Annotated in this window: 30 protein-coding genes and 1 pseudogene; 13 read left to right on the top strand and 18 right to left on the bottom strand. The window is 71.9% G+C overall.

Annotation, left to right across the window (positions count from 1 at the left end):
* Positions 1–14: 14 nt before the first annotated feature.
* The gene (locus DXZ73_RS26405) at positions 15–527 is read right to left on the bottom strand and encodes a gluconokinase (protein ID WP_116213537.1); all 513 of its coding nucleotides are present in this window, start codon (positions 525–527) and stop codon (positions 15–17) included.
* Positions 528–678: 151 nt separating this feature from the next.
* Here DXZ73_RS26405 and DXZ73_RS26400 point away from each other — a divergent pair, with 151 nt between their 5' ends.
* From DXZ73_RS26400 to DXZ73_RS26390, 3 genes are all read left to right on the top strand, one after another.
* Complete coding sequence (locus tag DXZ73_RS26400; protein WP_116213536.1) at positions 679–1,380, top strand: FadR/GntR family transcriptional regulator; 702 nt, start codon at positions 679–681, stop codon at positions 1,378–1,380.
* Positions 1,381–1,470: 90 nt separating this feature from the next.
* On the top strand, positions 1,471–2,898 hold the full coding sequence (locus DXZ73_RS26395; RefSeq protein WP_116213535.1) for an amidase: 1,428 nt from the start codon (positions 1,471–1,473) through the stop codon (positions 2,896–2,898).
* Between the two features lie 79 nt (positions 2,899–2,977).
* Entirely contained in the window at positions 2,978–4,477 is a 1,500-nt protein-coding gene (locus tag DXZ73_RS26390) for an alpha/beta hydrolase (protein ID WP_116213534.1), read from the top strand.
* A 56-nt stretch (positions 4,478–4,533) separates the two neighbouring features.
* On the opposite strand, the gene DXZ73_RS26385 is transcribed toward DXZ73_RS26390, so the two are convergent.
* Both DXZ73_RS26385 and DXZ73_RS26380 read right to left on the bottom strand, forming a co-directional pair.
* Positions 4,534–5,139, bottom strand: a complete 606-nt coding sequence (locus DXZ73_RS26385) for a disulfide bond formation protein DsbA (RefSeq protein WP_116215865.1) — start codon at positions 5,137–5,139, stop codon at positions 4,534–4,536.
* A gap of 104 nt (positions 5,140–5,243) precedes the next feature.
* Positions 5,244–5,753 (bottom strand): hypothetical protein, encoded by a 510-nt coding sequence (locus DXZ73_RS26380; RefSeq protein WP_162890342.1) that lies wholly within the window; start codon positions 5,751–5,753, stop codon positions 5,244–5,246.
* Positions 5,754–6,005: 252 nt separating this feature from the next.
* Here DXZ73_RS26380 and DXZ73_RS26375 point away from each other — a divergent pair, with 252 nt between their 5' ends.
* Both DXZ73_RS26375 and DXZ73_RS26370 read left to right on the top strand, forming a co-directional pair.
* Complete coding sequence (locus DXZ73_RS26375) at positions 6,006–6,521, top strand: EF-hand domain-containing protein (protein WP_116213532.1); 516 nt, start codon at positions 6,006–6,008, stop codon at positions 6,519–6,521.
* 57 nt (positions 6,522–6,578) lie between these two features.
* Complete coding sequence (locus tag DXZ73_RS26370; protein WP_240351498.1) at positions 6,579–7,259, top strand: rhomboid-like protein; 681 nt, start codon at positions 6,579–6,581, stop codon at positions 7,257–7,259.
* Positions 7,260–7,278: 19 nt separating this feature from the next.
* Here DXZ73_RS26370 and DXZ73_RS26365 read toward each other — a convergent pair whose 3' ends face one another.
* The 7 genes from DXZ73_RS26365 to DXZ73_RS26335 all read right to left on the bottom strand — a co-directional run bounded on the left by DXZ73_RS26365 (position 7,279) and on the right by DXZ73_RS26335 (position 12,218).
* Positions 7,279–7,893: an ALF repeat-containing protein gene (locus DXZ73_RS26365; RefSeq protein WP_116213531.1), complete on the bottom strand. Its 615-nt coding sequence runs from the start codon at positions 7,891–7,893 to the stop codon at positions 7,279–7,281.
* Between the two features lie 103 nt (positions 7,894–7,996).
* A complete protein-coding gene (locus DXZ73_RS26360) occupies positions 7,997–8,944 on the bottom strand; it encodes a hypothetical protein (protein WP_162890341.1) in 948 nt (315 codons plus the stop codon).
* Between the two features lie 189 nt (positions 8,945–9,133).
* Positions 9,134–9,550: a lasso peptide biosynthesis B2 protein gene (locus DXZ73_RS26350; RefSeq protein WP_116213528.1), complete on the bottom strand. Its 417-nt coding sequence runs from the start codon at positions 9,548–9,550 to the stop codon at positions 9,134–9,136.
* A complete protein-coding gene (locus DXZ73_RS26345; protein WP_116213527.1) occupies positions 9,547–11,388 on the bottom strand; it encodes an asparagine synthase-related protein in 1,842 nt (613 codons plus the stop codon). The genes DXZ73_RS26350 and DXZ73_RS26345 overlap by 4 nt, the downstream gene beginning before the upstream one ends.
* Positions 11,389–11,395: 7 nt before the next feature.
* Positions 11,396–11,530: a lasso RiPP family leader peptide-containing protein gene (locus DXZ73_RS26340; RefSeq protein ID WP_116213526.1), complete on the bottom strand. Its 135-nt coding sequence runs from the start codon at positions 11,528–11,530 to the stop codon at positions 11,396–11,398.
* A 110-nt stretch (positions 11,531–11,640) separates the two neighbouring features.
* On the bottom strand, positions 11,641–11,877 hold the full coding sequence (locus DXZ73_RS38375) for a DUF6255 family natural product biosynthesis protein (protein ID WP_162890340.1): 237 nt from the start codon (positions 11,875–11,877) through the stop codon (positions 11,641–11,643).
* Positions 11,874–12,218, bottom strand: coding sequence for a hypothetical protein (locus tag DXZ73_RS26335; RefSeq protein ID WP_116213525.1), 345 nt, complete (start codon positions 12,216–12,218; stop codon positions 11,874–11,876). Before DXZ73_RS26335 ends, DXZ73_RS38375 begins: the two co-directional genes overlap by 4 nt.
* A gap of 176 nt (positions 12,219–12,394) precedes the next feature.
* Here DXZ73_RS26335 and DXZ73_RS26330 point away from each other — a divergent pair, with 176 nt between their 5' ends.
* The 5 genes from DXZ73_RS26330 to DXZ73_RS26310 all read left to right on the top strand — a co-directional run bounded on the left by DXZ73_RS26330 (position 12,395) and on the right by DXZ73_RS26310 (position 14,889).
* Entirely contained in the window at positions 12,395–13,270 is an 876-nt protein-coding gene (locus tag DXZ73_RS26330) for a helix-turn-helix domain-containing protein (RefSeq protein ID WP_162890339.1), read from the top strand.
* Complete coding sequence (locus tag DXZ73_RS26325) at positions 13,267–13,482, top strand: DUF397 domain-containing protein (protein ID WP_116213523.1); 216 nt, start codon at positions 13,267–13,269, stop codon at positions 13,480–13,482. Before DXZ73_RS26330 ends, DXZ73_RS26325 begins: the two co-directional genes overlap by 4 nt.
* A gap of 64 nt (positions 13,483–13,546) precedes the next feature.
* Positions 13,547–13,888, top strand: coding sequence for a hypothetical protein (locus tag DXZ73_RS26320; RefSeq protein ID WP_116213522.1), 342 nt, complete (start codon positions 13,547–13,549; stop codon positions 13,886–13,888).
* 50 nt (positions 13,889–13,938) lie between these two features.
* Positions 13,939–14,388 (top strand): DUF6294 family protein, encoded by a 450-nt coding sequence (locus DXZ73_RS26315; protein ID WP_116213521.1) that lies wholly within the window; start codon positions 13,939–13,941, stop codon positions 14,386–14,388.
* A gap of 111 nt (positions 14,389–14,499) precedes the next feature.
* Positions 14,500–14,889, top strand: coding sequence for a hypothetical protein (locus DXZ73_RS26310; RefSeq protein ID WP_116213520.1), 390 nt, complete (start codon positions 14,500–14,502; stop codon positions 14,887–14,889).
* Here DXZ73_RS26310 and DXZ73_RS38370 read toward each other — a convergent pair.
* Complete coding sequence (locus DXZ73_RS38370) at positions 14,846–15,181, bottom strand: hypothetical protein (RefSeq protein ID WP_162890338.1); 336 nt, start codon at positions 15,179–15,181, stop codon at positions 14,846–14,848. The genes DXZ73_RS26310 and DXZ73_RS38370 overlap by 44 nt on opposite strands.
* A 216-nt stretch (positions 15,182–15,397) precedes the next feature.
* On the opposite strand from DXZ73_RS38370, the gene DXZ73_RS38365 reads away from it, so the two are divergent.
* Together DXZ73_RS38365 and DXZ73_RS26305 are read left to right on the top strand one after the other, a co-directional pair.
* A complete protein-coding gene (locus tag DXZ73_RS38365; RefSeq protein ID WP_162890337.1) occupies positions 15,398–15,565 on the top strand; it encodes a hypothetical protein in 168 nt (55 codons plus the stop codon).
* Between the two features lie 21 nt (positions 15,566–15,586).
* Positions 15,587–15,898, top strand: a complete 312-nt coding sequence (locus DXZ73_RS26305; protein ID WP_116213519.1) for a hypothetical protein — start codon at positions 15,587–15,589, stop codon at positions 15,896–15,898.
* Between the two features lie 30 nt (positions 15,899–15,928).
* Here the strand turns inward: DXZ73_RS26305 and DXZ73_RS26300 are convergent, their stop codons facing one another.
* From DXZ73_RS26300 to DXZ73_RS38840, 3 genes and pseudogenes are all read right to left on the bottom strand, one after another.
* Positions 15,929–16,534 (bottom strand): Uma2 family endonuclease, encoded by a 606-nt coding sequence (locus tag DXZ73_RS26300; RefSeq protein WP_240351497.1) that lies wholly within the window; start codon positions 16,532–16,534, stop codon positions 15,929–15,931.
* A gap of 72 nt (positions 16,535–16,606) precedes the next feature.
* Complete coding sequence (locus DXZ73_RS40130; protein WP_116213517.1) at positions 16,607–17,866, bottom strand: alpha/beta hydrolase; 1,260 nt, start codon at positions 17,864–17,866, stop codon at positions 16,607–16,609.
* Positions 17,867–18,001: 135 nt separating this feature from the next.
* Positions 18,002–18,190 (bottom strand): annotated as a pseudogene (locus tag DXZ73_RS38840) (hypothetical protein); the annotation flags it as partial.
* A gap of 123 nt (positions 18,191–18,313) precedes the next feature.
* On the opposite strand from DXZ73_RS38840, the gene DXZ73_RS26285 reads away from it, so the two are divergent.
* Positions 18,314–18,655, top strand: coding sequence for a hypothetical protein (locus DXZ73_RS26285; RefSeq protein ID WP_116213516.1), 342 nt, complete (start codon positions 18,314–18,316; stop codon positions 18,653–18,655).
* A gap of 73 nt (positions 18,656–18,728) precedes the next feature.
* Here the strand turns inward: DXZ73_RS26285 and DXZ73_RS26280 are convergent, their stop codons facing one another.
* The 4 genes from DXZ73_RS26280 to DXZ73_RS26265 all read right to left on the bottom strand — a co-directional run bounded on the left by DXZ73_RS26280 (position 18,729) and on the right by DXZ73_RS26265 (position 23,046).
* Positions 18,729–18,941 (bottom strand): hypothetical protein, encoded by a 213-nt coding sequence (locus DXZ73_RS26280; RefSeq protein ID WP_116213515.1) that lies wholly within the window; start codon positions 18,939–18,941, stop codon positions 18,729–18,731.
* Positions 18,942–18,985: 44 nt separating this feature from the next.
* The gene (locus DXZ73_RS26275; RefSeq protein WP_116213514.1) at positions 18,986–20,590 is read right to left on the bottom strand and encodes an acyl-CoA mutase large subunit family protein; all 1,605 of its coding nucleotides are present in this window, start codon (positions 20,588–20,590) and stop codon (positions 18,986–18,988) included.
* Between the two features lie 267 nt (positions 20,591–20,857).
* On the bottom strand, positions 20,858–22,396 hold the full coding sequence (locus DXZ73_RS26270; RefSeq protein ID WP_116213513.1) for a hypothetical protein: 1,539 nt from the start codon (positions 22,394–22,396) through the stop codon (positions 20,858–20,860).
* The gene (locus DXZ73_RS26265) at positions 22,396–23,046 is read right to left on the bottom strand and encodes an RNA polymerase sigma factor (protein WP_116215863.1); all 651 of its coding nucleotides are present in this window, start codon (positions 23,044–23,046) and stop codon (positions 22,396–22,398) included. Before DXZ73_RS26265 ends, DXZ73_RS26270 begins: the two co-directional genes overlap by 1 nt.
* Between the last annotated feature and the right edge of the window lie 20 nt (positions 23,047–23,066).

Raw genomic sequence — 23,066 nt, 5'->3', positions numbered from 1 at the left:
GGGGAGGGAAAGGGTCAGAGCTTCCGCAGTGCGGCGGTCGCGCGCTCGGCGACGGCCTCGGGGCCGGGCGCGACGTCCACGGCGACGCCCGCCTCGTCCGCTTCGAGCGGTTCGAGGGTCGCGAACTGCGAGTCCAGGAGCCGGCCCGTCATGAAGTGGCCCTTGCGGGCGGCCATCCGCTCGGCGATCAGCGCGCGGTCGCCGGTGAGGTGGAGGAAGACGATGCCGGGGGCGGCCGCGCGCAGCCGGTCGCGGTAGGCGCGCTTGAGGGCGGAGCAGCTGACGACCCCGCCCAGCCCGGCGCGGCTGTGCGCCCAGGCGCCGACGGCGTCCAGCCAGGGGGCGCGGTCGGCGTCGTCCAGCGGGGTGCCGGACGACATCTTGGCGATGTTGGCCGGCGGGTGGAAGTCGTCCCCCTCGGCGTAGGGGACACCGAGGGCGTCCGCCACCAGGGGGCCGATCGTGGTCTTGCCCGTACCGGACACTCCCATGACGGCCACGACGTGGGGGGCGTGGGGGGCCTGCATCGCTACCTCGCTGTCTCCATTGACCTCGACGTCCGACCTCGACGTCGTCGGCGATGCGGCTCACTCAAGCTCATTGGTACGACGTATTCAAGCCCCTGTGACCTAAAAGTCATACTTAATTGCCGGTCCCCGGAAACCGTAGGCTGACCCCATGGAAAACCAGGGGCAGGGGCTGCACGCGCGCGTGCTGGAATCCCTCGGGCCCGCGATCACGGCAGGCGAGTACGCACCGGGCACGGTGCTGCGCACCGACGAGCTGGAGGAGCGGTTCGCCGTCTCGCGCACGGTCGTCCGCGAGGCCGTCCGCGTCCTGGAGTCCATGCGGCTGGTCACCTCGCGGCGCCGCGTCGGCGTGACCGTGCTCCCCACCGAGGAGTGGAACGTCTACGACCCGCGGGTCATCCGCTGGCGCCTCGCCGGCGCCGACCGGCCGCGCCAGCTCCGCTCGCTCACCGTGCTCCGCTCCGCCGTGGAACCCGTAGCCGCCGGGCTCGCCGCCCGCCTCGCCACCCCCGCGCAGTGCGCCGAGCTCACCGAGCACGCCCTCGGCATGGTCGCCACCTCGCGCGGCCAGCAGCTGGCCGGCTATCTGGTGCACGACATCGCCTTCCACCGCGTGATCCTGCGCGCCTCGGGCAACGAGATGTTCGCCCGCCTGGGCGACGTCGTCGCCGAGGTCCTCACGGGCCGCACGCAGCACGAGGTCATGTTCACCGACCCCGACCCGGCGGCGGTCACCCTGCACGTACGCGTGGCGGAGGCCGTACGCGAACACGACTCCGTCCGCGCGGAGGCCCTCACCCGCGAGATCACGGCGGGCGCGATGGCGGAACTGGACATTCTGGCGCCGTAGCCGGCCTCCCCGCCTCTGGCCTTCGGGTGACTGTTCCGGACAACTCGCGCACTACTAGCGTGTGTTCGAACGGGGGAAGGGGAACACACGATGGACCGCACAGCCGCCGGACTCGGCGAACAGGCGCGGGCGCTCGCAGCGGGGGACGTGACCTCGCGGACGCTCGTGGAAGAAGCACTGCGACGCATCGAGGAGACGCAGCCCGTACTGAACGCCTTCCGGCGGGTGCGGGCCGAGGCCGCACTGGCCGAGGCCGACGCCGCGGACCGGAGGCTCGCGGCGGGGCACCGGGCGCCCCTCCTCGGCGTGCCGCTGGCGGTGAAGGACGACATGGACGTGGCCGGGGAGCCGACCGCGTTCGGCTGCGCGGGCGACTTCCCGCCACGGCCCGCGGACAGCGAGGCCGTCCGCAGGCTGCGGGCCGCGGGCGCGGTGATCGTGGGCAAGACGAACACCCCGGAACTGGGACAGTTCCCCGTCACGGAGGGCCCCGCCTTCGGCGCCACCCGCAACCCGTGGAGCCACGAGCACACACCCGGCGGGTCGTCGGGCGGGGCAGCGGCGGCGGTCGCCGCGGGCCTGGTGCCGGCCGCGCTCGGCTCGGACGGCGCCGGTTCGCTGCGCATCCCCGCGGCCTGGTCGCACCTCGTCGGCATCAAACCGCAGCGCGGGCGCGTCTCGACCTGGCCGGAGCCGGAGTCCTTCCACGGCATCACCTGTCACGGCCCGCTGGCCCGTACGGTCGCGGACGCGGCGCTGCTGCTGCACGTGGTGAGCGGTTCGCACCGCGGCGACCTGCACCGGCCGCCCGCCGTCGACCTGCTCGCGGCGGCGGGCCGGGAACCGCGGCGGCTGCGGATCGCGCTGTCCTTCCGGCCCGCGTACGCCGTGGCCCGGCAGTGGCTGGACCCGGCCGTACGGTCCGCGACCCTGCGGATCGCCGAGCGGCTGGCGGCGCTGGGCCACGAGGTGGTCGAGGCGGAGCCGCGCTACGGACCGATCGGGCTCACCTTCGTACCGCGCTCGATGGCCGGGATCCGCGACTGGGCGGAGCGGGCCCCCGACCGGACGCTCCTCGACCCCCGTACGAACGCGAACGCGCGGAACGGGCGGCTGCTCGGCGGCCCCCTCCTGCGGGCCGCGCGGGCGGCGGAGGGCCCGCTGCGCCGCCGGGTCGGCGAGCTCTTCGGGCGCTTCGACGTGCTCCTGACGCCGACAACGGCCGTACCGCCCCTGCGGATCGGCGCACTGGACGGCCTCTCCACCCGGCACACGGACGAGGCGATGATCGGCGCGTGCCCGTACGCGTGGCCGTGGAACGTGCTGGGGTGGCCGGGGATCAGCGTACCGGCGGGCCTCACGGACGAGGGCCTGCCGATGGGCGCGCAGCTGCTCGGACCGGAGTCGAGCGAGCCGCTGCTGATCTCACTGGCGGCGCAACTCGAAGCGGATCAGCGATGGTTCGAGAGGTGGCCCGCGGGCACAGCCCCGGGGCTCCGCGAAGCCGGGCAGGCCTGAAAGGAGGGGGTTATCCCCACCCTTCAAGGAACGGCTGGCCGGATGGGCAGGCGGGCCCCGCCCGCATCACCCTTACCCCATGCGACCGTTGACACGTAAAGCCCTCCTGACCACCCTCTCCGCCGCCGCCTGCGCCGCCACTCTGACCGCTCCCACCCACGCCGCCACGCCCACCGCGAAGGCGCCGCGGCTCACCTGGCAGCCCTGCGCGGAGAAGGACGGGCGCGAGTGCGCCGTCCTTCCCATGCCGTTGGACTACAGCCGTCCCGGCGGGCCGACTGTCGACATCGCCGTGTCCCGGCTGCGCAGCGACCACCCGGAGGCCCGGCGCGGCACGCTGCTGCTGATACCCGGCGGACCGGGCGGCTCCGGGCGGGAGGAGGTGGCCCGCAGGGGTGCGCAGCTGCGCAAGGAGACCGGCGGCGCGTACGACATCGTCGGGCTCGACCCGCGCGGCGTCGGCGGCAGCACCCAGGCCGACTGCGGCATCTCCGACGACGACCGGCGGCCGGTCAACCTCCGCCCCTGGCCCGGGCCCGACGGCGACATCAGCGCCAACGTCGCCCGCGCGCGCCGGGTCGCCGACGCGTGCGCCCGCAACGGCGGCGCGCTCGTACGCAGCCTCTCCACGGCCAACGAGGTCCGCGACCTCGACCGCTTCCGGCAGGCGCTGGGCGAGGAGAAGCTGTCGGCCTTGGGCGTTTCGTACGGTACGTACGTGGGTGCCGTGTACGCGCAGAAGTTCCCGCAGCACACCGACCGTTGGGTGCTCGACAGCAGCGGCGACCCCGACCCGGAGCGGGTGGAGCGCGGCTGGCTCGCGAACATGTCGGGCGCCGCCGACGACCGCTTCCCCGACTTCGCCGAGTGGGCGGCCGACCCGGCGCGCGGCGATCAGCGGCTGGCCGCGAAGGCGGCGGACGTGCGGCCGATGTTCCTCGCGCTGGCGGCCGGGCTGGACCGCGAGCCGCGCGAGTTCGCCGACACCGGGCACGAGCTGACCGGCAACCTCCTGCGGCAGGTCATGCAGAACAGCCTCTACTCCGACGCGGATTTCCCCCGCCTCGCCGACCTGATCCGCGCCGCCCGCACGGGGACCGGCCCGCTGACCGTCGCAGACCCGGCGCCCCAGCCCCTGTCGCAGTCCGACGCGGCCGTCTTCGCCGGTGTCGTGTGCAACGACGTCGGCACCTGGCCGCGCTCGATCCCCTCGTACGCCCGCGCCGTCGCCACCGACCGCGCCCGCCACCCCCTCACGGCGGGCATGCCGGCGGGCATCCTCCCCTGCGCCTTCTGGAAGACGCCCTCGGCCGACAAGCCGACCCGCATCACACCGAACGGCCCGTCCAACGTCCTCATGATCCAGAACCTGCGCGACCCGTCGACGCCGTACAGGGGGGCACTCAAGATGCGCGCCGCGTTCGGGGAGCGGGCTCGGATGGTGACGGTGGACGCGGGTGGACACGGGGTGTATCTGGACAACGGGAACGCGTGCGGGGACCGGGCGGTGACGAAGTTCCTGGTACGGGGTGAGCGGCCGGGTGCGGACGCGTTCTGTTCAGCGGAGCCGCGCCACTGAGCAGAGGTGCGCTCCGGCCCCCAAGACGCCCCCTTCGCGGTGGGACCGTGAGTGCGTCAGCTGAAGTCCAGACCGCCCGTGCGAGTGCGCTTGAGCTCGAAGAAGTGCGGGTTGCCGGCCAGCAGTCGTACGCCGTCGAAGATCCGGGCGGCTTCCTCTCCGCGCGGTATCGCGTTCAGGACCGGGCCGAAGAACGCGACACCGTCGACGTGCAAGGTGGGGGTGCCGACGTCCTCGCCGACCGGGTCCATGCCCTCGTGGTGGCTCTTGCGCAGTTCCTCGTCGTACTCCGTGGTGTGCGCCGCGTCGGCCAGCGCCTCCGGAAGGCCGGCCTCGGCCAGCGCCTCCCGGATGAGGGCGTCGGAGACCTCGCGGTCGGCGTCGTGGATGCGCGTGCCGAGGGCGGTGTACAGATCGCGCAGTACGTGCTCCCCGTGCTCGCGCGCCGCGGCGATGCACACCCGCACCGGCCCCCAGCCCACGTCGAACAGCCGCTGGTACCGCTCGGGAAGGTCGGCGCGGCCCTCGTTGAGGACGGACAGGCTCATGACGCGGAACCGCAGATCGAGATCGCGGTGGCGCTCCACCTCGAGGATCCAGCGGGAGGTGATCCAGGCGAAGGGGCAGATGGGGTCGAAGTAGAAGTCGGCTTTGTGTGTCATGCCCATGAGGCTATGGCGCGGAACGGCCCATCGGGCAGGTCCATTTCCCATCGAAGATCATGGGCCAATCAGAGGCGGCGGATCGCCGAGTGGCCGGGTCGGCGCTACGGCAGGATCTCCAGCTGAACCGCGCTCCAAGTGCCCTGGAGGCCGGAGGCGAGGCAGTCCGTGGGCGATTGCCGGGGTGTCGAGGTCACGGTCCGGCGTACGAAGTGGCCTTCACCGCGGCCCTCGGTGACCCGGCCCGACTGTTGGGCGTCCAGCAAGCCCACGGCGCGGGCGGTGACACCGTCGATGACGATCACCGACCGGCCGCCGCCTTCGTAGCGGATGGTCTCGGTACCGCCGGCGCCGGACAGCGAGAGGCAGGACGCCGTGGGCGCGACGGCGTCGAAGGAGCCTGTCGCCGGGACGGTGTGGCCGGGGGCAGTGGTGCAGGTGTAGCGCACGTCGGCGTGGATGCGGGTCTCCTGGGGCCGGAGGGTGAGCGGCGGGTCGTAGCGTCCGTGGGCATTGCCCACACAGGTGACGGCCTCGTACTCGCCCGTCCCGGCCCGACCGGCCGGCGCCCACACCAGCGACGAGACCACCAGGGCCAGGGATCCCAGCATCACCGTCGTACCGCGGCCTCGAAACACATTCCCCTCCAGCAAGTTGTGCTCTTTTATGGGCACTTGCCTACCCCGGGGCCGCATCGGCTGATCCAGTGTCTCGAAGCGCGCCACCGGCGCGTGTCCGCCTCGGCGCACTGTCGCGCACGCCCACCCCCTCCCGGCGACCCGCTTGGCACCCGGGACGCGCCGGGTAGGAGGCGTCGGACGACCCCTCGTCGAGCGGGATCACGAACCGACCAGGAGGAGACCCGAGTGAGCCGTACGACTGCCACAGCCGCCACTGCCGCGAGAGTGCGCGTGTTCGCCATGATGGACGCCGACGGGGACCGGGTCGTCACACGGCACGACTACCTCTCCCGCATCGACCGGACCGTCCTGGCCACGGAGCGCATGGAAGATGACCCCCTTGTCGTCGCCGCCCGCGCGGCAGGCCTCAAGGCCTGGGACGAGATGGACGCGGACGGCGACGGGAAGCTGACCTTCGACGAGTACAACGCGTGGGTGGGCGCCGACAAGTTCGACAACATCTGCCGCTTCGCGCTCGGCGCGCTCTTCGACCTCGTCGACGCGGACGGCGACGGCGCCCTGGACAAGGCCGAGTTCACCACGCTGCGCACCGCGCTGAACAACCCGCCCGGGAACGCCGCCGCCGCGTTCGACGCGCTGGACGCCGACGGCGACGGCCGGGTGGGCCGCGCCGCGTACCTCGCGTCGATCCGCGCCTACATCGTCGGCGACAGCTCCCCGATGGGCGAGGCCCTGTACTAGCGGCACTGCCGACGGCCCTTACCGCGGCATGACACGCGTCTCGCCTACAGTTCCCTGATGGTCGGGAACAACATGGTGCGCGCCGTCCGGCGGCTGCCCGCGACGACGGCGTACGTCGCGCTGCTGGTCACCACCGCCGCGTGGATGTCCAGCCAGTCACTGCGCGAGCAGGCGCGGTTCGTGCGGCACAACAGCAGCAACGTCCACCACCTGGAGGTCGGGAAGTGGTGGACGCTGTTCACCAGCGGGCTGGTGGTCGACGGTGTGCCCGTGCTGCTCGGGATCGCCGCCGTGGCCGCGGTGCTCGGGCTGGCGGAGTGGCGGTGGGGGTCGCTGCGCGGGTTCGGTGTGTTCCTGCTGGGCCACCTCGTGGCGACCCTGCTGACCGAGGGCGCCATGTGGCTGATGCACCTCGCGCACCTGCCGGGCGTCCTGGCCAGGGCCCGTGACGTCGGGATCAGTTACGGCCTGGTGGCCACCGCCGCCTGCCTGCTCGCCCTCGGCGGCCACCGGGCCCGCCGCTACGGGCTCCCGGCCCTCACCGCGGCGCTCACCGTCGCCTGGATCGTCAACCACGAACTGGCCGACGCCGGGCACCTGGTGGCCCTCGGCCTCGGCGTCCTCGGGGCGCGCACCCGCTGGCTGCGCACGCCGAGAAGGGCTCCCCGAGAAGCCCCCCAGGAAGCCCTTCAGGCACGTGCGGCGACCGAGGCGCCCCCGGTCGCCGCCGTGCGCTAGCGCCGGACCGGGCCCCTGGCTAGCGCTTCTTGGCGGTGGGCTTCTTCTGCTCGTCGAGCTTGCGGGCCTCGTACTGGCCGACCTCGATGAAGTGACGTACGTCGGCGGCGGTGCCCTTCAGCGCCTTGTCGCCCGCCGCCTTCACGGCCTTGCCGCCCTTGGCCATGATGGTCAGGGCCTCGACGCGGTCGTCCTCCTCACGAGCCCGGAACTGACCCACCTCGATGAAGCGGCGTACGTCGGCGGGGGTGCCGTCCAGCGCCTGGCTGCCCGCGTCCTTCACAGCCCGACCACCCTTGCCCATGATCGTCAAAGCCTCGACGCGGTCATCCTCCTCACGAGCCCGGAACTGACCCACCTCAAGGAAGTGACGCAGGTCCGCGACAGTGCCGTTCATCGCCGCGTTGCCCGCGTCCTTCACGGCCCGGCCGCCCTTGCCCATGATCGTCAGCACCGCGACCCGCAGGTCGTCGTCCGACATGTCGGAGACCTTGGTGGTCTCGCCCTGCTTCGCCGTCGACACGGCGGCGGGCGACTTGGCGGCACCACCGGCGGCGAAGGACGGCGAGGACAGCAGGACCGCCGGAGCGATCGCGGCGGCCACGACGACGGCGGACACACGTGCCAACTTCATGCGGTACACCCACTCTTAGCTTTCAAGATCGTTAAATTGCTCCACAGGCTACGCCCCCTCCAGGCTCCGGCCACGGCGGGTCGGCGTCAGAGAAGCGTCAAGGTCAGACGAGCCTGATCCCGATGGTCCACGCCCAGGTGGTACCCGTGGCGGCCTCGGCATGGTCCTTGGCGCGCGCGGTGAAGGACTGATACCCGGAGTTGTCGATCGATGGCTCCAGACTCCACAGCGCGCAGCCCCAGCCGGCGCATTTGACCTGGCCACCGCCGCCGGTCATCACATACCCCGGCTGGACGCGGGCCGACGCCGACGGGTGGTTCGACACCCCCGAAGGCACCGGGTACGACGGGTAGGTGTCGATCCAGCCGACCGGAAGATTCCGCTTGATGCCGATGGCCCAGGTCTGGATGGTTCCCGGGGACGCGTGCAAATGGTCCTTCGAGCCGGCCGTCCACTCCACCGGGCCCGACGGGTAGGAACCGGTGGCCAGTTGACCCCACCCGTTCCAGTAGGTCCGGAACCCGCCGCCGAGCAGCACGTCGGTGTCGGAGTTCAGGTGCGACGAGGCCGAAGGGGTCGAACCGTACGCCTGTCCGTCGCTGTTGTAGACCAGGTAGTTCTTCAGCTCGTCCCGGGTCATGCCGGCGATCTTCAGCCCGATGACGTAGGTCGTGAGCTGGTAGGACTGCGCGATCGCGTGGTCCTTCGCGCTGACGATCCACCCCGTACGCGAATCGTTCGGATAGGACGCGGTCAGCAGGGCGCCCGCGGGGTACTCGACCGCGGTGGCACCGCCGCCGATGGCGACCATGGCGTCGTCGCCGACGGTCACCTCCTGGTTGTCCCAGATCTCCCGGTAGTCGGAGCTGACGTTCTTGAACACCGTGACCGTCACCCGGCCGGACGCGTCGTGCGCGGTGTACAGCGGCGATCCGCCGACGCTCCTCGGCGCCGCCACGGTCGCCGACGCCGTGAACTGGGAACTGAATATGAGCCCGACGGCCGCGGCCAGCACCAGCGACCAGAATCTTCGCGCAGGTCTCGATCCCATGCTTGTGTTCATCCTCATCTCTGCGTCCGTCGATGTGCGGTACGCCACCGGATAGTGCCCACGGCCCGCTCGGCGGACGCCCGTACGGATGCGGGTGCGCACAACCCGGCCACGTCGCCGACCGGGACGGATCACCGACCTGCGCCGGATCGGCGACGGCGGTTCCACAATCGGCTGAAACACTCGCGCTCAGCGCCCGGCCGCCACCCTCATCAGCGGTCGGTAGTAACCGGCCGGGAACGGCTCGCCGACCGGCTCGCCTTCCGCTTCGACCCAGGCATGGGCCCGGAACGGCGCCGTCCGCACGCCCGTGCACCAGTCCGGCCAGACGCCGCGCAGGCGGCACAGCAGTGCGGTCGCCACGGAACGCTGCAGGCAGCCCTCGCCCGCGCAGCGCGCGCTGGTCGCGACGACCGCCTGCCGGGCCGCGAGGGCCTGCGCCATCGTGGCGGGGGCGGCGCCCCGGCGGAGGAACGACAGGATCCGGCGGATCCGCCGGGGCGGCAGGAGGACGAGCAGCCGGGCGGTGGCCGCGGCCATGAACGCGGCGGGCCGCCCGGCGCGGGCGAAGAAGCCACGGGAGTACGGAACTTGGTGGATGCTCATCCGACCACCGCCTCCGGACCCGGGCCGCCCGCGCCGAGCGCCGAGCGCAGCCACATCTCGCAGGCCAGGGTGTTGTCGAGCGAGCGCATCAGGTCGGGCGACAGCTCGGGGCGCCGCAGGCTCGCGCGGAGGGCCGCCGCGTCCAGGAGCCCCGCGCGGGCGAGACGGGACTCGGCGACGATCTCCGCGAGCGCGGCCTTGTTCCGCCGCAGGCCGAGGTGGAAGTCGGCGCTGTACTCCCCCTTGGTGGAGCGCGCCAGCACGGTGTCCGGAACGATCCCGCTCATCGCCGTCGCGAGCACCGGTTTATAGCGGTCACGCGCACTGCGCTCGGCGACGCGTACGGAGAGGGCCGCCTCGATCACCCGGTCGTCGAGATACGGGGCGGCGTACGGCAGCCCCTGGGCGGAAGTCACCTGATCGACCTGCCGGAAGCCACGGCCGCACATCTGCACACAGGACAGGGCGGCGTGCTGGCCGCGCTGGGCCGCGAGCGGCTCCGGAAGGTCGGCGGCCGCCGCGCGCAGCAGACTCTGCACGGAACGGACCGCGTCCGGAGAGGCCCAGGGCGGCATCCGCAGGTCCGCTCCCCAGGCGGTGGAGGTACGGGCGGGGGACGGCCTACGCGTCCCGGTGAGGCCGTCGGCCCAGGCGGCCAGCCACTGACTGAACGTGCTGCGGTCCGCCAGCCCCCGGAGCAGGGGCCACAGCGACCACCTCTGAAGCAGTCGCTGTCTGCGCACCAGGCCGAGCGTGGGCAGCGGGTGACTGCGGAGGCTGTCGTGCACATACGAAGGGAAAGCACAGAAGAGCTCGTCACCACCGCCGCCCGACAGGTGCAGCTGCGAGCCGTGCTCGGTCATCAGCCCTACGAGCGTGGCGAGCCGGGCGCCGTCGCGCACCCAGCTGCCCGGTTCGTCGGCCGCCGCCTCCAGGTCGGCCAGTCCGCTGAACCACAGGGGCGCGCGCGACCGTTCGGGAACCACGTGCTCGGCGCTGCCCGGCAGCCGGGCGGCCGCCAGCCCGGCCCAGGCCGCGTCGTCGTTCGCCGCGTCGACGCTCTCCCAGCGGAAGGTGACCAGGCGGGCCTGGCCACGGGCGGCGAGGAAGCACAGGCTGGTGGAGTCCATCCCGCCGGAGAGGTCCGAGCTCACGGTCTTGGCGTCGGCGGTGCAGGAATCCACGGCGGCGGTGAGCGCCCGGCCCACCTCGACGGCACCCTCCGCCAGGGACAGTTGGGGTTCGGGGGGATTCCACCACCGGTGCACCTCGGCGCGCCCGTCAGCTTCGAGCAGCAGGAAGCTCCCCGCGGGCAGCGCCTCGACGCCCCGCCACAGGCCTGGACCCGCGTCGAGCGGATACGGCGGCGGGGAGGACAGCAGGTGGAGAGCCACCCGGCGCTCGTCGACCCCCGCGCCGACGGCCCGCGCCAGCACATCGGCACGGCTCGCCGCCACCGTCACCCCGTCCACCCGCGCCCGGAAGACGCGCCGCACGGCCGAGGCACTCCCGCGCACCCTGACCCGGCCGCCCACCGACGCGACCGCGTGGAAGCTGCCCTCCAGCCCCGCGAGCGCCCCCTCGACGTCGGCGACATCCCGCACCCGTCTCAGCCTCGACGCCAGCGCATCGGTGGTGACGGGACACCGCCCGATCACCGCCAGCCGCGCACCACCCACCGCGGCGACCACCACCTGCCCGGCCGGCCAGCTGCCCACCAGCCATGGACGGCCGGAGTGGTGGTCGATCACCTCAGTGGTACCGCGACGCAGCGCCCGCGCCGCGGTGCCCCCGGATTCGCCGTCGGGAAGGACCGCGAACCACGCCTCACTGGTCAACGTCCCGTCAGCTCGGTCGGACGTACCACGGGGCGTAGCCGCCTTCGAAATACGTGCCGTTGCCCGTGCCCAGCGTCAGCTCGGCGAAGTCACCGACCTCCATCAACTCGGGCGGCTCGTAGACCTCTTCCTGCTGCTCCACGACATTCCCCTCCCAACGTGATCAGCCCCAACAGCCGGGTAACTTCCCGATATCGCCCCCTAATTACTCCTGATCAACACTTCATCCACCCAAATGGGTGAGGATTACTGTCAGTTGACGGCCCGTCCCCACCACTCCGTACGGCGCCGCGTCCGCCTCATCACCCACAGCGCGGCCGCACGGTCCGCGCTCCCGCCGTGGGGCGGTTTCACCGCCTCGGCCAGGCCCGGCGGGCGCAGCGCGCCGTACTCCGTGAAGCGCACCACCCCACAACTCCCGCACCGCGCCTCACCCTTGCCCCGCACCCACCCCGCGCGGTGCGCGCACGTCGCCACCGCCGTACTCACGCCCTGCCTCCCGGCAGCATGTGCACCACCCGGCCGTGGCGCCGCAGCGCGACGAGCGCGGTCGCCTCCTTCAGCTTGTCGCCCCCTTCGGCGGCGTCCCGCCACGCGAGCTCCAGCGCCGGGCATTCCGGGCACCCCTTCCGCGACCGCGTGCCTCTCGGCCAGAGCCCGACCTCGTCCCGCTCCTCGCGCGTCGCCAACCGCAGGACGGAGAACGGCACTTCCCATTCGGCGCCGCCGCCGGGGGCTCGTACGTGTACGCGGCTGCCCGCGCTGTCGATCACTTGCCCGATCCATCCCTCGCGCGTGTCGACTACGAACGCGCCGTTTCTGTACGTCATTGCCGTGGGCCTCCCGGGTTCGCTCCACGCTGCCGCACTCGACAGCGACCTCATTCTGAGGCGGGCGCGAATCGCGCGAGCAACTTACGCCGGGCAAACCAACTCGATAGGGTGAACATTGGCATATGCCAAGCCAGTTGATGTCGGTAGAGTCGCTCGCAGAAGGGGGTGATCACATGTCTGACGCCAAACCGACCATGCTGCGCCGGAGGCTCGGAGCGATCCTGAAAACGATGCGAGTGCGGACGGGGCTCAATCTCGCGGAAGCCGCCAAACTGTTGGGCCTGGCCGGCCCGCCCGCCTTGAGCAAGATCGAGAATGGTAAACAGCGCCCCGATCTGGAGAAGTTCTTCACCGTGTACGGGGTGAAGGACGCGGTGCGCATCGCGGAGACGATGGAGATCGCGAGGCTCTCCGACAGTGCCCGCCAGCGGAGGATCTTCACGCAGTTCAAAGATGTGATCCGCCCGCAGTTCGCCGACTTCCTGGAGTTGGAGGAAATCGCCACCCACACGGATACCTACGCGGCGCTCGCCATCCCCGGTCTGTTACAGACCGCGGCGTATGCCAACGCGATCATCCAAGGAGGCAGCGTATGGAGCACGGCACGTGACGTGCGCGACTTCGTGGAGCTGCGCATGAAGCGCCAAGACGTCCTGGCGCTCACACCCGGCGACGAAGCCTCCAGAACCCCGCTCGCGCTCCGGTGCGTCCTCGACGAGGCATGCTTGAGGCGCGCGGTCGGCGGGCCCGACACCCTGCAAGGGCAGCTTGAGCACCTGCTCCTCATGTCGAAACTGCCGAACATCGAACTGCGGGTTCTCCCGTTCACGACAGGCGCGCACACTGGGATGGACGGCAGCTTCACGATCTTCCACCTGGCCGCAGGTGAGCCCGTGGTTGCCGTGGAGCCGCTGACGCACTCGCTCTACCTGGACGAGGACGCCCGGGTCGCTCGATACACCCATGCATTCGAGTACCTGCTGGACCAGGCACTGGCCCCCGCCGCATCACGGGACTTCATCACGCGGATCGCCAAGGAAACGACATGAGCCGATTCATAAAGAGCAGCTACAGCTCCGTGGTCGAGAACTGCGTGGAGATATCCCTCTCCCCCGACCTCATATCCATACGCGACTCCAAGAACCCCAACGGCCCCGCACTGCACTTCACTTCACTCGCGTACCGCCTATTTATTCACGCTCTTATGAACTGCGAACTCTGCTCACCCATTCGAGTGGCCGCACGTCAACACTCTTCCTAAACTCCCCAAAAAGTTGGGACGCTCCCATTCCATCCCCTGCCAAGAGGGAAGGGAGAGCGTCCTCATGCGCGCACTCCGAAAAATCGGCAGGATCGGCCTCACCATTGGCGCGGCCGCCGCGCTGGTGACGGGACTGACCGCCAACGCCCAGGCCGCCGACGGACCGTTCTCGTACATCAGGGCCGACACGGGAGCCCCCGACGAGCTCGACAACCCGCCGAACGACGTGTGCCTCCCCATCCCCGGCGGCGCGGCCCACGCCGAAAACGACACGGACGCCACGGCTTTCGTCTACTCCGACGGCTCGTGCCGCCGGCTTCTGGCGATCGTGGGAGTCGGGGGCACCTGGGACGAGACGGGCCCGCCGCCCGAGCCGGCCCACTCCGTGGGATTCGGCTCCGGATAAGAGCGCACGGCAATTGAAGGGGCTGCCCTCCTCCCGAACGGAGAACCCCCATGAAATCCCCCCGGCGGGCCATCAGGACTCTGCTGGCCGCGGCCGTCCTCGTCACGGCATTCGCCGCCCCGGCGGCGGCAGTTCCGGCCGACACGGACCCCGCAGCCTCGGGCACGGTCAGGCAGGGCATCGCCACGGACTACAAATGGTGGACCTGGGGCGACCTGAGCGCGGGCGACTGCCACCAGACCGGCGGAGAGCTGCGGCTCTACTCCGACGGCAAACTCACCTTCACCGCAAAGACGCAGACGACTTTCACGCTGAGCGGCGACATCTGGCACGCGCGCTTCGGCCTGAAGAACACGAGCGGCCAGGAGCTCTACAGGACCACGACCTACGACAGCCCGACGATGTGGCCGAGCAAGTGGTACGACATGAACGCACAGGGCACGTTCGAACCCAGCGTGTACGCGGCCACGGCCCAGGTCACGCAGTACTACTCCTGCTGACGGCCCGGCCGCCACGCCGTGCTCCAGGCCGCGCGAGCGGCTCGGAGTGCGGCGTTTGCCGTGCGTCCGGCCGATGCGGTTCCCTTGATCTACCCGGCGGAGGAGGAAACAGTGGAGTGGGCACGCAGGGAGGACGAAAGGTGGGCAGCCGCCTTCAAACTCCACCTGGTCACGACGTACGACCCGCCCAAGGGGCTGGCACAGCAGGCGCTGTCCGAGATCCACGAGACGGTGACCGAGGCCGACAGACCAGCGGAGGCGCTATTCGGCGACCCGCGACAGTACGCGGCCCAACTGGCCGGCCCACACCGCGCGCGACAGGCGCGGCGTCGAAAGACGTACGCGGCCGTGGCATTCGCACTGACCATCACCGTGGCGAGCACCGACGCCCTACGCGGCCTGTGCATGACCTCGTTCTGGTTCTGGATCGGCTTGCTGGCGGTGGTCTTCTCGGTGGTCAACGCGGTTGTGCTGTACGGGGATTTCCGCCGCCATCGGTGACGGGCGGCGGCACGGGACGACGCATCCGCCCGACCGCCGGGGGCTCCACCTCGGCACCGGACTGGGCGACGACGTCCTGACCGGGGTGCGTGGTCACGAGCTGGGCATTGATCTGCCGCACGATGCGGGTGGCGATGGCCTCGTGGCGCTTGACCGGGCTCATCATGACGACGACACCCGCCGCCCCGATCTCAACTGCCCATGCGCCTGGCATGCGTTCGATGATCGGCCAGAGCTCGTCGGCGATCTTCCGCATGCGCGCGTAGGTTTGTGGATCTACGACATCGGCCACGGCGCCTCCCCGGTCGCTCAGCTCCCACCACGCCGGACACCTCGACCGTACAAGGCGCGGCGCGCCGCCCGCTCTCACCGTTCCAGATACGCCAGAACCGCCGGCACCCGCCGGTTGCCGCCCTCGTTCGGGTGCACGCCCAGCTTCAGGGAGATACAGCGGGCTGCGGCAGGAGGTGGCCGCTCGCTATCCTCGGGGTGTCGAGGGGAGCCGCCGATGCCCGCACCGCAGGAGCAGACGTGCACGGCCTGCAACGGCGAGGGCATCACCACCAAGGTCGAGTACACCGTCGAGACCGATGCCCACGGGCACCAGAATCCCGTTACCCACACCAGCTATTCGTCCTGCACTCTCTGCGGCGGCACGGGCAGCACGTCGGGCTAGCCGTACAGGGAAGAGGTTCTCGTGCCATCCGAGCAGACCGAGCCGATGCGTCCTGTGTTCACCTGCGTGGTCTGCGGGTGCGTCTACATGCCGCCCAAGACCATGACCTACCCGCACCTGGGCCTGACCGCATCCCCTCTCCACTGCGGCGAAGCCCCCTGCCGACAGGTCGTCGCACGGCTGCCCCGACAGCTCCAGGGCCTCTACGCCAAGGCCGCCTGGTCCCGGGCGAAGGCATGGATGGCCAAGGAACCCACGGCCGCCCCCGCACACGCACGCCGCCGCGCCCGCGCGGCCACCCGGCCGCAGGGCGGCCGCTCCAAACTGCGCTGAGTACGAGCGCGGCCCTGGAAGCCCGTCCGCTCAGGCGTCGGCGTAGCGCTTGAAGTCGGTCGTATCGATGTTCCACGGGCCGAAAGGCACCTGGTCGCCGAAGACGTAGGGCAACACCGTCGCGTAGTGCGGCCCGTTGGAGCCGGGGGCGGGGTCGGCGTAGGTGTGGACGAGGCCCTTGCGAGGGTCGACCAGCAGGTACAACGGGATGCCCATGGCCGGGTAGTCGGCGGCCTTCTCGACGTAGTCGTTGTCCGGGTTGGGCTCGGACACCACCTCGACCACGGCGAGAAGGTCGGCGGGATCAACCGTCGCTCCCGGCTCGTCCAGAACAGCGAGCGGGACGACCACGGCGTCCGGGCGGCGCATCCGCCCAACCACCGGGTGCTCCACCTCGGCACCGGACTGGGCGACGACGTCCTGACCGGGGTGCGTGGTCACGAGCTGGGCATTGATCTGCCGCACGATGCGGGTGGCGATGGCCTCGTGGCGCTTGACCGGGCTCATCATGACGACGACACCCGCCGCCCCGATCTCAACTGCCCATGCGCCTGGCAAGCGTTCGACGATCGGCCAGAGCTCGTCGGCGATCTTCCGCATGCGCGCGTAGGTTTGTGGATCTACGACATCGGCCACGTTGTCTCCTGGTCGCTCGGCGCCCATCACGCCGGACACCTCGACCGTACAAGGTCCGGCGCGCGGCGCCCCCTACCTGCCGTCCGCCGGAAAGCGCTCCTCGAACCACGCGAGCACCCTGGGAAGTGCCGCCCGACGCGAGGGCGAATACTCCACGTCGCCGACGTCCGTGAGTGTCACCCTGGCACCGGCGGCGGTCAGTGCTCGTTCGCAGAGCAGGGAGTTCTCGTAGGCCACGTCCTTGTCGCCGTGGGCCGCGAAGAGGTGGACGGGGACGCGGGGGCGCCAGTCGGTGCAGCTGGTGTCGTTCTCCTCGTAGGCGCGCAGCAGGTTGCCCGTGGGGTGCAGGGCCCAGGCGATGACCTTCGGGGTGAGGAGTTGCCGCGGGGTGTCGGGGAGGGCGGTGAAGATCTCGGCGTCGCCGTGCGTGCCGTCGTAGAGGGATTCGACGGAGGCCGCGTACGGCGCCCGGAACACCTCGGACGGGTCGTCGTACAGGTGGTATTTGCGGTTCATGGCGATGAGCCAATAGGCGAAGAGGTAGTTGGTGTCCTTGCCCCGCAGCGTGCCGCGCTCCAGGCCCGCCGGTGCCTCGGCGTGCTGGGCGTCGTAGGGGCCGCTGACCGGGGCGAGCGACGCCAGGCCGAAGTGCGGGGCGGCGCCGCGCTGCAGGGCCCGGCCCAGGGCCATCGCGGCGGGACCGCCCTGTGAGAACCCGGTGACCTGGACGCCCCGGGCGAGGCGGCGCCCTTGGCCGTGGGCCACCGTGCGGGCGGCGCGCAACAGGTCGACCGAGGCGGTGGTCTCGGAGGCCAGGTCGTCGTAGGGGTGGAGGCCCGGGCCGCTGCCCAGGCCCAGGTAGTCGGGGGCCACTGTGGCGTAGCCGGCACCCGCGAAGAGCACCGAGTCGGCCCGCACCGACGGAGCCGCTGGCACGCGCGGGTCGCCGGACGGCGCGTCGCCCCGCGCGGCGAACGTACCGTGCTCGTAGACCACCACGCGCAGCTCCCGCCGGTCGTTCTCCGGCAGGCTGACCAGGCCGCTCGCGGTGGTGGGGCGGCCCTGCGGGTCGATCGTGCGGTAGAGCACCCGGTAGTGGTCCACTCCGTAGCGCGGCACCGCGGCGTCGTCGGCGTAGCCGCGGTCGTGCACCTGCTGGGCGGCGGTGGACTGCGGGATTCTGGCGACGAGCTCCGCGGAGACCAACTGGCCGCGCCGCAGGCCGTGATCGTCGGCGGTGGCCGAAGCGGGGACGGCCGAGGCGGCGAAGGCCACGGCGGCGCCGAGCACGGCGAGACAGTGGCGCGCGGCGGCGCGATCGGGGATTCTCATGCGCTCATCGTGCGCACCGCGGCACGCACCACGCCTCCGGGAACTCCCCTGCGAATACCCCGAGTTCACCCTGATCGGGGAGGCGCGCTCTCACCGCTCCAGATACGCCAGAACCGCCAGCACCCGCCGGTTGTCGCCCTCGTCCGGGTGCAGGCCCGGCTTCGGACGCAGTCCGGTGAGGGAGGTCAGCAGGTCGGAGCCGTTGTCGACGGCCGCGACGATCTCGTGGCCGAACGCCCCGAGCAGCCGTATCAGACCGTCCCTGAGCAGGAAGTGGTCTTCTGCGAGGACAACGCGGCCCGGGAAGCCCGTCCGTCCGCTCAGGCGTCGGCACACCTCGACCGTACAAGGGCCACAGCCGCTCCGAACTGCGCTGAGTACGAGCGCACGTACGAATGAGTACGCGCGCGCTGCCGGTACGACGACCCGCCGCGGTGGACTGGGTTCATGAACCCGACGCCGTCCCCACTGCCCTGCCCACCCCGCCCCGCGCCCGAGCCGGACGAGCTGTGGTGGCTGGCGCCCGCGATCTGCACACCCCTCGCCCTGCTGCTCGCGTACGCGGACTTCGCGGGCTCCGGCTTCCCGCTCGTCTGGGCCCTCGGCTACGCGCTGCCGCTCGCCTTCGTGGCGGGCGCGTGGGGCGGCGCGAAGGTGCGGTACAAGCGGGTGCAGCGCATCGTCCTCGGCATCACGGGCTGCGCTTTCGCGTTCGTGTACACCAAGGCCGTGATAGCGGCGTTCATGCCGATAGCCATCGTGCTGTGGCTCATCCACGGCGACGGGTGAGCGCGCTCAGGCCGTGGGTTCGCGCCGCCCCCACATCGACCGTCCGATATCCGGTCGAGGCTATGCGAAGGCCTCAGAACAGCTGCCCCTGCCCCTTCATGTCCGGTTCCTCCGGGTCGAAGAGGCGGGGTTCCGTCGAGAGGAGGGGGGCCGAGCGGCGGGAGCCGGGGCAGGAGATGAGGTCGTAGGACGCGCGGCGGCCCGGGGGGTCGTGGCGGGCGAAGCGACCGCCGACCACGGCGATCTCTCGGGAGCAGACGGGGCACGTGCGGCGCGGAGAGGACATCCCGCCATTTTCCCTCACCCGGCGGGCGCGGGTCCCCGGTCCGGTCAGAACGACTCCCTCGGCGCATAGGTGCCCCACACCTCGCGCAGCGCCCCGCACACCTCCCCCACCGTCGCCCGCTCCCTGAGCGCGGTCTTCATGGGGGGCAGGACGTTGTCCGTTCCCCCGGCCGCCTTCTTCAGACGGGCCAGCGCGGCCTCCACCGCCGCCGCGTCGCGGGCGGCGCGCAGCCGCCGCAGGCGCTCCACCTGCTGCTCCTCGATCGCGGGGTCGACGCGGAGCGGTTCGTAGGGCTCCTCCTCGTCCAGCCGGTAGCGGTTGACGCCGACGACGACGCGCTCGCCGCTGTCGGTCTCCTGGGCGATGCGGTACGCGTTGCGTTCGATCTCGGCCTTCTGGAAGCCCTCCTCGATGGCGGCGACCGCCCCGCCGCGGTCCGCCACCCGGGCCATGAGGCCGAGCACCGCCTCCTCGACGGCGTCGGTCAGCGACTCCACCGCGTACGACCCGGCGAAGGGGTCGACCGTGGCCGTCACGTCCGTCTCGTGGGCCAGCACCTGCTGCGTGCGCAGGGCCAGCCGGGCCGACTTGTCGGTGGGCAGGGCGATGGCCTCGTCGAAGGCGTTGGTGTGCAGCGACTGGGTGCCGCCGAGCACCGCCGCCAGGCCCTGCACTGCGACCCGTACGAGATTGAGCTCCGGCTGCTGCGCGGTCAGCTGCACACCCGCCGTCTGCGTGTGGAAGCGCAGCATCAGCGACTTGGGGTCGCGCGCGCCGAACTCCTCGCGCATCACCCGCGCCCAGATCCGCCGCGCCGCGCGGAACTTCGCGACCTCCTCCAGGAACGTGGTCCGCGCGACGAAGAAGAACGACAGCCGGGGCGCGAAGGCGTCGACGTCCATGCCGGCGGCGACGGCGGTGCGCACGTACTCGATGCCGTCGGCCAGGGTGAACGCGATCTCCTGCGCGGGCGAGGCACCCGCCTCGGCCATGTGGTAGCCGGAGATCGAGATCGTGTTCCACCGCGGCATCACCTCACCGCAGTACCGGAACATGTCCGCGACGAGCCGCAGCGACGGCTGCGGCGGGAAGATGTACGTGCCGCGGGCGATGTACTCCTTGAGGATGTCGTTCTGCACCGTGCCGGTGAGGCGGTCGGCCGGCACGCCCTGCTCCTCGGCGACCAGCTCGTACAGCAGCAGGAGCGGCGCGGCGGGCGCGTTGATGGTCATCGACGTGGAGACCTCGCCGAGCGGGATGCCGTCGAAGAGCACCCGCATGTCCTCGACGGAATCGATCGCGACGCCGACCTTGCCGACCTCGCCGCTCGCCAGTGGCGTGTCCGAGTCGTGGCCCATCTGGGTGGGCAGGTCGAAGGCGACCGAGAGGCCCATGGTGCCGTGCGCGATGAGCTGCCGGTAGCGCGCGTTGGACTCGGCGGCGGTGCCGAAGCCCGCGTACTGCCGCATGGTCCAGGGGCGGCCGGTGTACATCGTCGGGTAGACGCCGCGGGTGAAGGGGTACGCGCCGGGGGCGCCGAGCCGCTCGGCGGGATCCCAGCCGACGAGCGCCCCGGGTCCGTAGACGGGTTCGACGGTCAGCCCGGACTCGGTCGACCGCGTGCTGCTGCTGTCCGGCTCGCGCGCCATGGGTGCCGCCTCCCGCTGCTGCTCGTCACGCCGTGCGGTGTCGTCCTTCGGTACGTCTTCCGTACGTACAGGATGCTCCGCCGGGTGGCGAAGGGAAGCACCGGCGCGACGGCTGAGAGGTGACGGCTGAGGGGGGCGCGGGCAGAGCCGGGGGAAGAGCCCCGCCCGCGCCGGTGCGCCGAGCCGACGGTATGGGGGGAACTCCGGCTCGTACGCGGCCGATGACCAGTCGGCACACTTCTTACAGCGCCGGCGGCACGGAAAACGTCACACCAAGGGGGTGAGCGGGACCGGAAGCACCTTCGGGAGCTGGAGGCCGGGGCCGCCGAGGACGGGCGGCAACAGCCCGGTGGGCCGGCCGCGGTGGCCGCCGTCGCCGTCGTCACCGCCCTTGGCCTTGCCGTCGTCGCCGCCCTTGCCCGGGGCGCTCTTGCTGCCGCCGTCCGACGCATGGCGCTCGCAGTACGCGCGCAGGGCGTCCGCGCCCGCCGCGCCCACGACGTGTTCCAAGTCGCGGAGGTCGTGCTCGTCGACACCCTGGCCGGGGTGCTGCTGCGCGGCGAGGAAGTCACGGCACATGCGGGCGGCCCAGTCGGAGCCGCGCTTGGCCGTGTCCCCGTCGTCGTCGCCGTGGCCACCGCCGTCGCGGCGGGGGGTCGCCGAGGGGCCGCCCCCGGGTCCGTCCTCCTTGCCGCCGTGCCCGGTGGTGGCACCGCCGCCCTTCGGTGCGGGGGTGTACGGGCTGCCGCTCGGGCGGGAGTTGCCGTCCTTGCCGGGCGAGGGCGAGGGACCGGGCGTGCCGGAGGGAGGCAGCGGGGTCGCCATGCCGGTGTCGTCGAGGGCGGAGACGCTGGTGCTGGTCTCGGGCTCGCTCGTCGTACGCCCGAAGGGTGCCGACAACACGCCCGTACCGGCCGCGACCGCGACCCCGCCGAGCGCGCACCCGGCGACGGCCATCGCCACCGCGACCTTCACGGGCCGCCACCGCTGCCCGAACAGCCCCCGCGCTCTCTCGACGACGCCGATCCGGGCGACGGGGCCGGGGGGAGTTACGCGCGTAGTGGATGCGCTTGCGGCTGTCGCCGCGAGACCGGATGTGGGTGCGACATCGGCCGCGATGCGGGCGGCCCGCGCGTCTGCGGCTGCCGCCGCGGGGCCGGACTCGGCCGCGAGGGGGTGGGTGGCCGGGGCGTCCGCGCGCCCGGCGATTACCGACACACCGTCAGCTGTCCGGGCCGGACCGGTGGCGTCCGTCACCGACGGCGTGGCCCCGGGTATGAGTCCGTGCGCGTCCGCTCCGGGAGCGCCCTCCGAAGCACTCGCGGCCGCGAGACCCCGCACCGGTCCAGGGCCGTCCGCCGCGAACGCCCGGCCCGTACCGGGAGCGTCCGCCGCCGACGGCGCGACCCCGTACGCGTCCGCGCCGGGCGCGAACTCCGAAGCGCTCGCGGCCGCGGGACCGTGCGCCATGCCAGAGCCGTCCGCCGTGAAAGCGCGGCCCGCGCCGGAGGTGTCCGCCGACAACGAAACAGCCGTCGCATGGCCACCCGGCGCCGTGCCCGGAGCGGTCTCCTCCGCGAAGGCGTGCGCGTCGCGCGTGCGTTCCGCGCGGGCCGCCCGGAACGCCGCCAGGGCCGCTTCCTCGCCCGGCAGGGCGCAGGGCTGTGCCGGGGTCAGGGAGCGCAGGAGCGCTGCCAGCCGGCGCTCCTCCGCCGCCTCGGGGTCCGCCGAAGGCGACTGCGCGGGCGTGAGCAGACGCTCCACGGCGTCGTCATCCAGCCACTCGTACCGGTGGTCGTCCGCCATCACATGTCCTTCTGCGTCCGCGTACGCAATTGCGTCACACCGGTGGAAGCGTTCGCTCCGGTGTGTGACGGTTGTGCCTGCCGCTGCCCGGGGACGGCCTCGGGGGCCGTCACCAGTTCGGCCAGCCGCCGCAGGCCCCGATGGGCGGCGGTGCGGACCGCGCCCGGCCGCTTGCCGAGGACCCCGGCCGCGCTCTTCGCGTCGAGGCCGACGACCACCCGCAGCACGACGGCCTCCGCCTGGTCCTGCGGGAGCTGGGCTATGAGCGCGAAGGTGTGGTCCGTGCCGAGGGACTCCAGGGCCTCCCCTGCGGTGTCCGCGTCGGCCGCGCGGCCCGCGAGCTCGCTCTCGTCACCGCCGATGGCCGGGCGCCGGCCGCGCATCCGTATGTGGTCGAGGGCGCGGTTGCGAGCGATCCGGGCCGCCCAGCCGCGGAAGCGGTCCGCGTCCCCGGTGAACCGCTCCAGGTCGCGGGCGATCTGGAGCCACGCCTCGGACGCGACGTCCTCGGCCTCCGCGTCCCCGACGAGGGTGCGCAGATAGCCGAGCAGGCGGGGATGGACAGCCCGGTAGACGGTACGGAACGCCGTCTCGTCCCCGCTCTGCGCCGCGCGCACCGCGGCGGTCAGCTCAGTGTCGTCCCCCTGCACACCCTCATCCTGCCCCACTG

The sequence above is a fragment of the Streptoverticillium olivoreticuli subsp. olivoreticuli genome (assembly GCF_003391135.1).
GTDB classification, from domain to species: Bacteria; Actinomycetota; Actinomycetes; order Streptomycetales; family Streptomycetaceae; genus Streptomyces; species Streptomyces blastmyceticus.
This window is presented reverse-complemented; position numbering and strand designations above follow the sequence as displayed.

Excerpts from the sequence above, each read along its gene's own strand:
- DXZ73_RS26365 (WP_116213531.1), bottom strand. The coding sequence starts at position 7,893 with ATGAAGTTGGCACGTGTGTCCGCCGTCGTCGTGGCCGCCGCGATCGCT.
- DXZ73_RS26350 (WP_116213528.1), bottom strand. The coding sequence starts at position 9,550 with ATGAGCATCCACCAAGTTCCGTACTCCCGTGGCTTCTTCGCCCGCGCC.
- DXZ73_RS26275 (WP_116213514.1), bottom strand. The coding sequence starts at position 20,590 with ATGGCGCGCGAGCCGGACAGCAGCAGCACGCGGTCGACCGAGTCCGGG.
- DXZ73_RS26320 (WP_116213522.1), top strand. The coding sequence starts at position 13,547 with ATGCGCGCACTCCGAAAAATCGGCAGGATCGGCCTCACCATTGGCGCG.
- DXZ73_RS26360 (WP_162890341.1), bottom strand. The coding sequence starts at position 8,944 with ATGGGATCGAGACCTGCGCGAAGATTCTGGTCGCTGGTGCTGGCCGCG.
- DXZ73_RS26325 (WP_116213523.1), top strand. The coding sequence starts at position 13,267 with ATGAGCCGATTCATAAAGAGCAGCTACAGCTCCGTGGTCGAGAACTGC.
- DXZ73_RS40130 (WP_116213517.1), bottom strand. The coding sequence starts at position 17,866 with ATGAGAATCCCCGATCGCGCCGCCGCGCGCCACTGTCTCGCCGTGCTC.
- DXZ73_RS26330 (WP_162890339.1), top strand. The coding sequence starts at position 12,395 with ATGTCTGACGCCAAACCGACCATGCTGCGCCGGAGGCTCGGAGCGATC.
- DXZ73_RS26395 (WP_116213535.1), top strand. The coding sequence starts at position 1,471 with ATGGACCGCACAGCCGCCGGACTCGGCGAACAGGCGCGGGCGCTCGCA.
- DXZ73_RS26285 (WP_116213516.1), top strand. The coding sequence starts at position 18,314 with ATGAACCCGACGCCGTCCCCACTGCCCTGCCCACCCCGCCCCGCGCCC.
- DXZ73_RS26315 (WP_116213521.1), top strand. The coding sequence starts at position 13,939 with ATGAAATCCCCCCGGCGGGCCATCAGGACTCTGCTGGCCGCGGCCGTC.
- DXZ73_RS26400 (WP_116213536.1), top strand. The coding sequence starts at position 679 with ATGGAAAACCAGGGGCAGGGGCTGCACGCGCGCGTGCTGGAATCCCTC.
- DXZ73_RS26405 (WP_116213537.1), bottom strand. The coding sequence starts at position 527 with ATGCAGGCCCCCCACGCCCCCCACGTCGTGGCCGTCATGGGAGTGTCC.
- DXZ73_RS38365 (WP_162890337.1), top strand. The coding sequence starts at position 15,398 with ATGCCCGCACCGCAGGAGCAGACGTGCACGGCCTGCAACGGCGAGGGC.
- DXZ73_RS26385 (WP_116215865.1), bottom strand. The coding sequence starts at position 5,139 with ATGACACACAAAGCCGACTTCTACTTCGACCCCATCTGCCCCTTCGCC.
- DXZ73_RS26390 (WP_116213534.1), top strand. The coding sequence starts at position 2,978 with ATGCGACCGTTGACACGTAAAGCCCTCCTGACCACCCTCTCCGCCGCC.
- DXZ73_RS26280 (WP_116213515.1), bottom strand. The coding sequence starts at position 18,941 with ATGTCCTCTCCGCGCCGCACGTGCCCCGTCTGCTCCCGAGAGATCGCC.
- DXZ73_RS26270 (WP_116213513.1), bottom strand. The coding sequence starts at position 22,396 with ATGGCGGACGACCACCGGTACGAGTGGCTGGATGACGACGCCGTGGAG.
- DXZ73_RS26335 (WP_116213525.1), bottom strand. The coding sequence starts at position 12,218 with ATGACGTACAGAAACGGCGCGTTCGTAGTCGACACGCGCGAGGGATGG.
- DXZ73_RS26370 (WP_240351498.1), top strand. The coding sequence starts at position 6,579 with ATGGTCGGGAACAACATGGTGCGCGCCGTCCGGCGGCTGCCCGCGACG.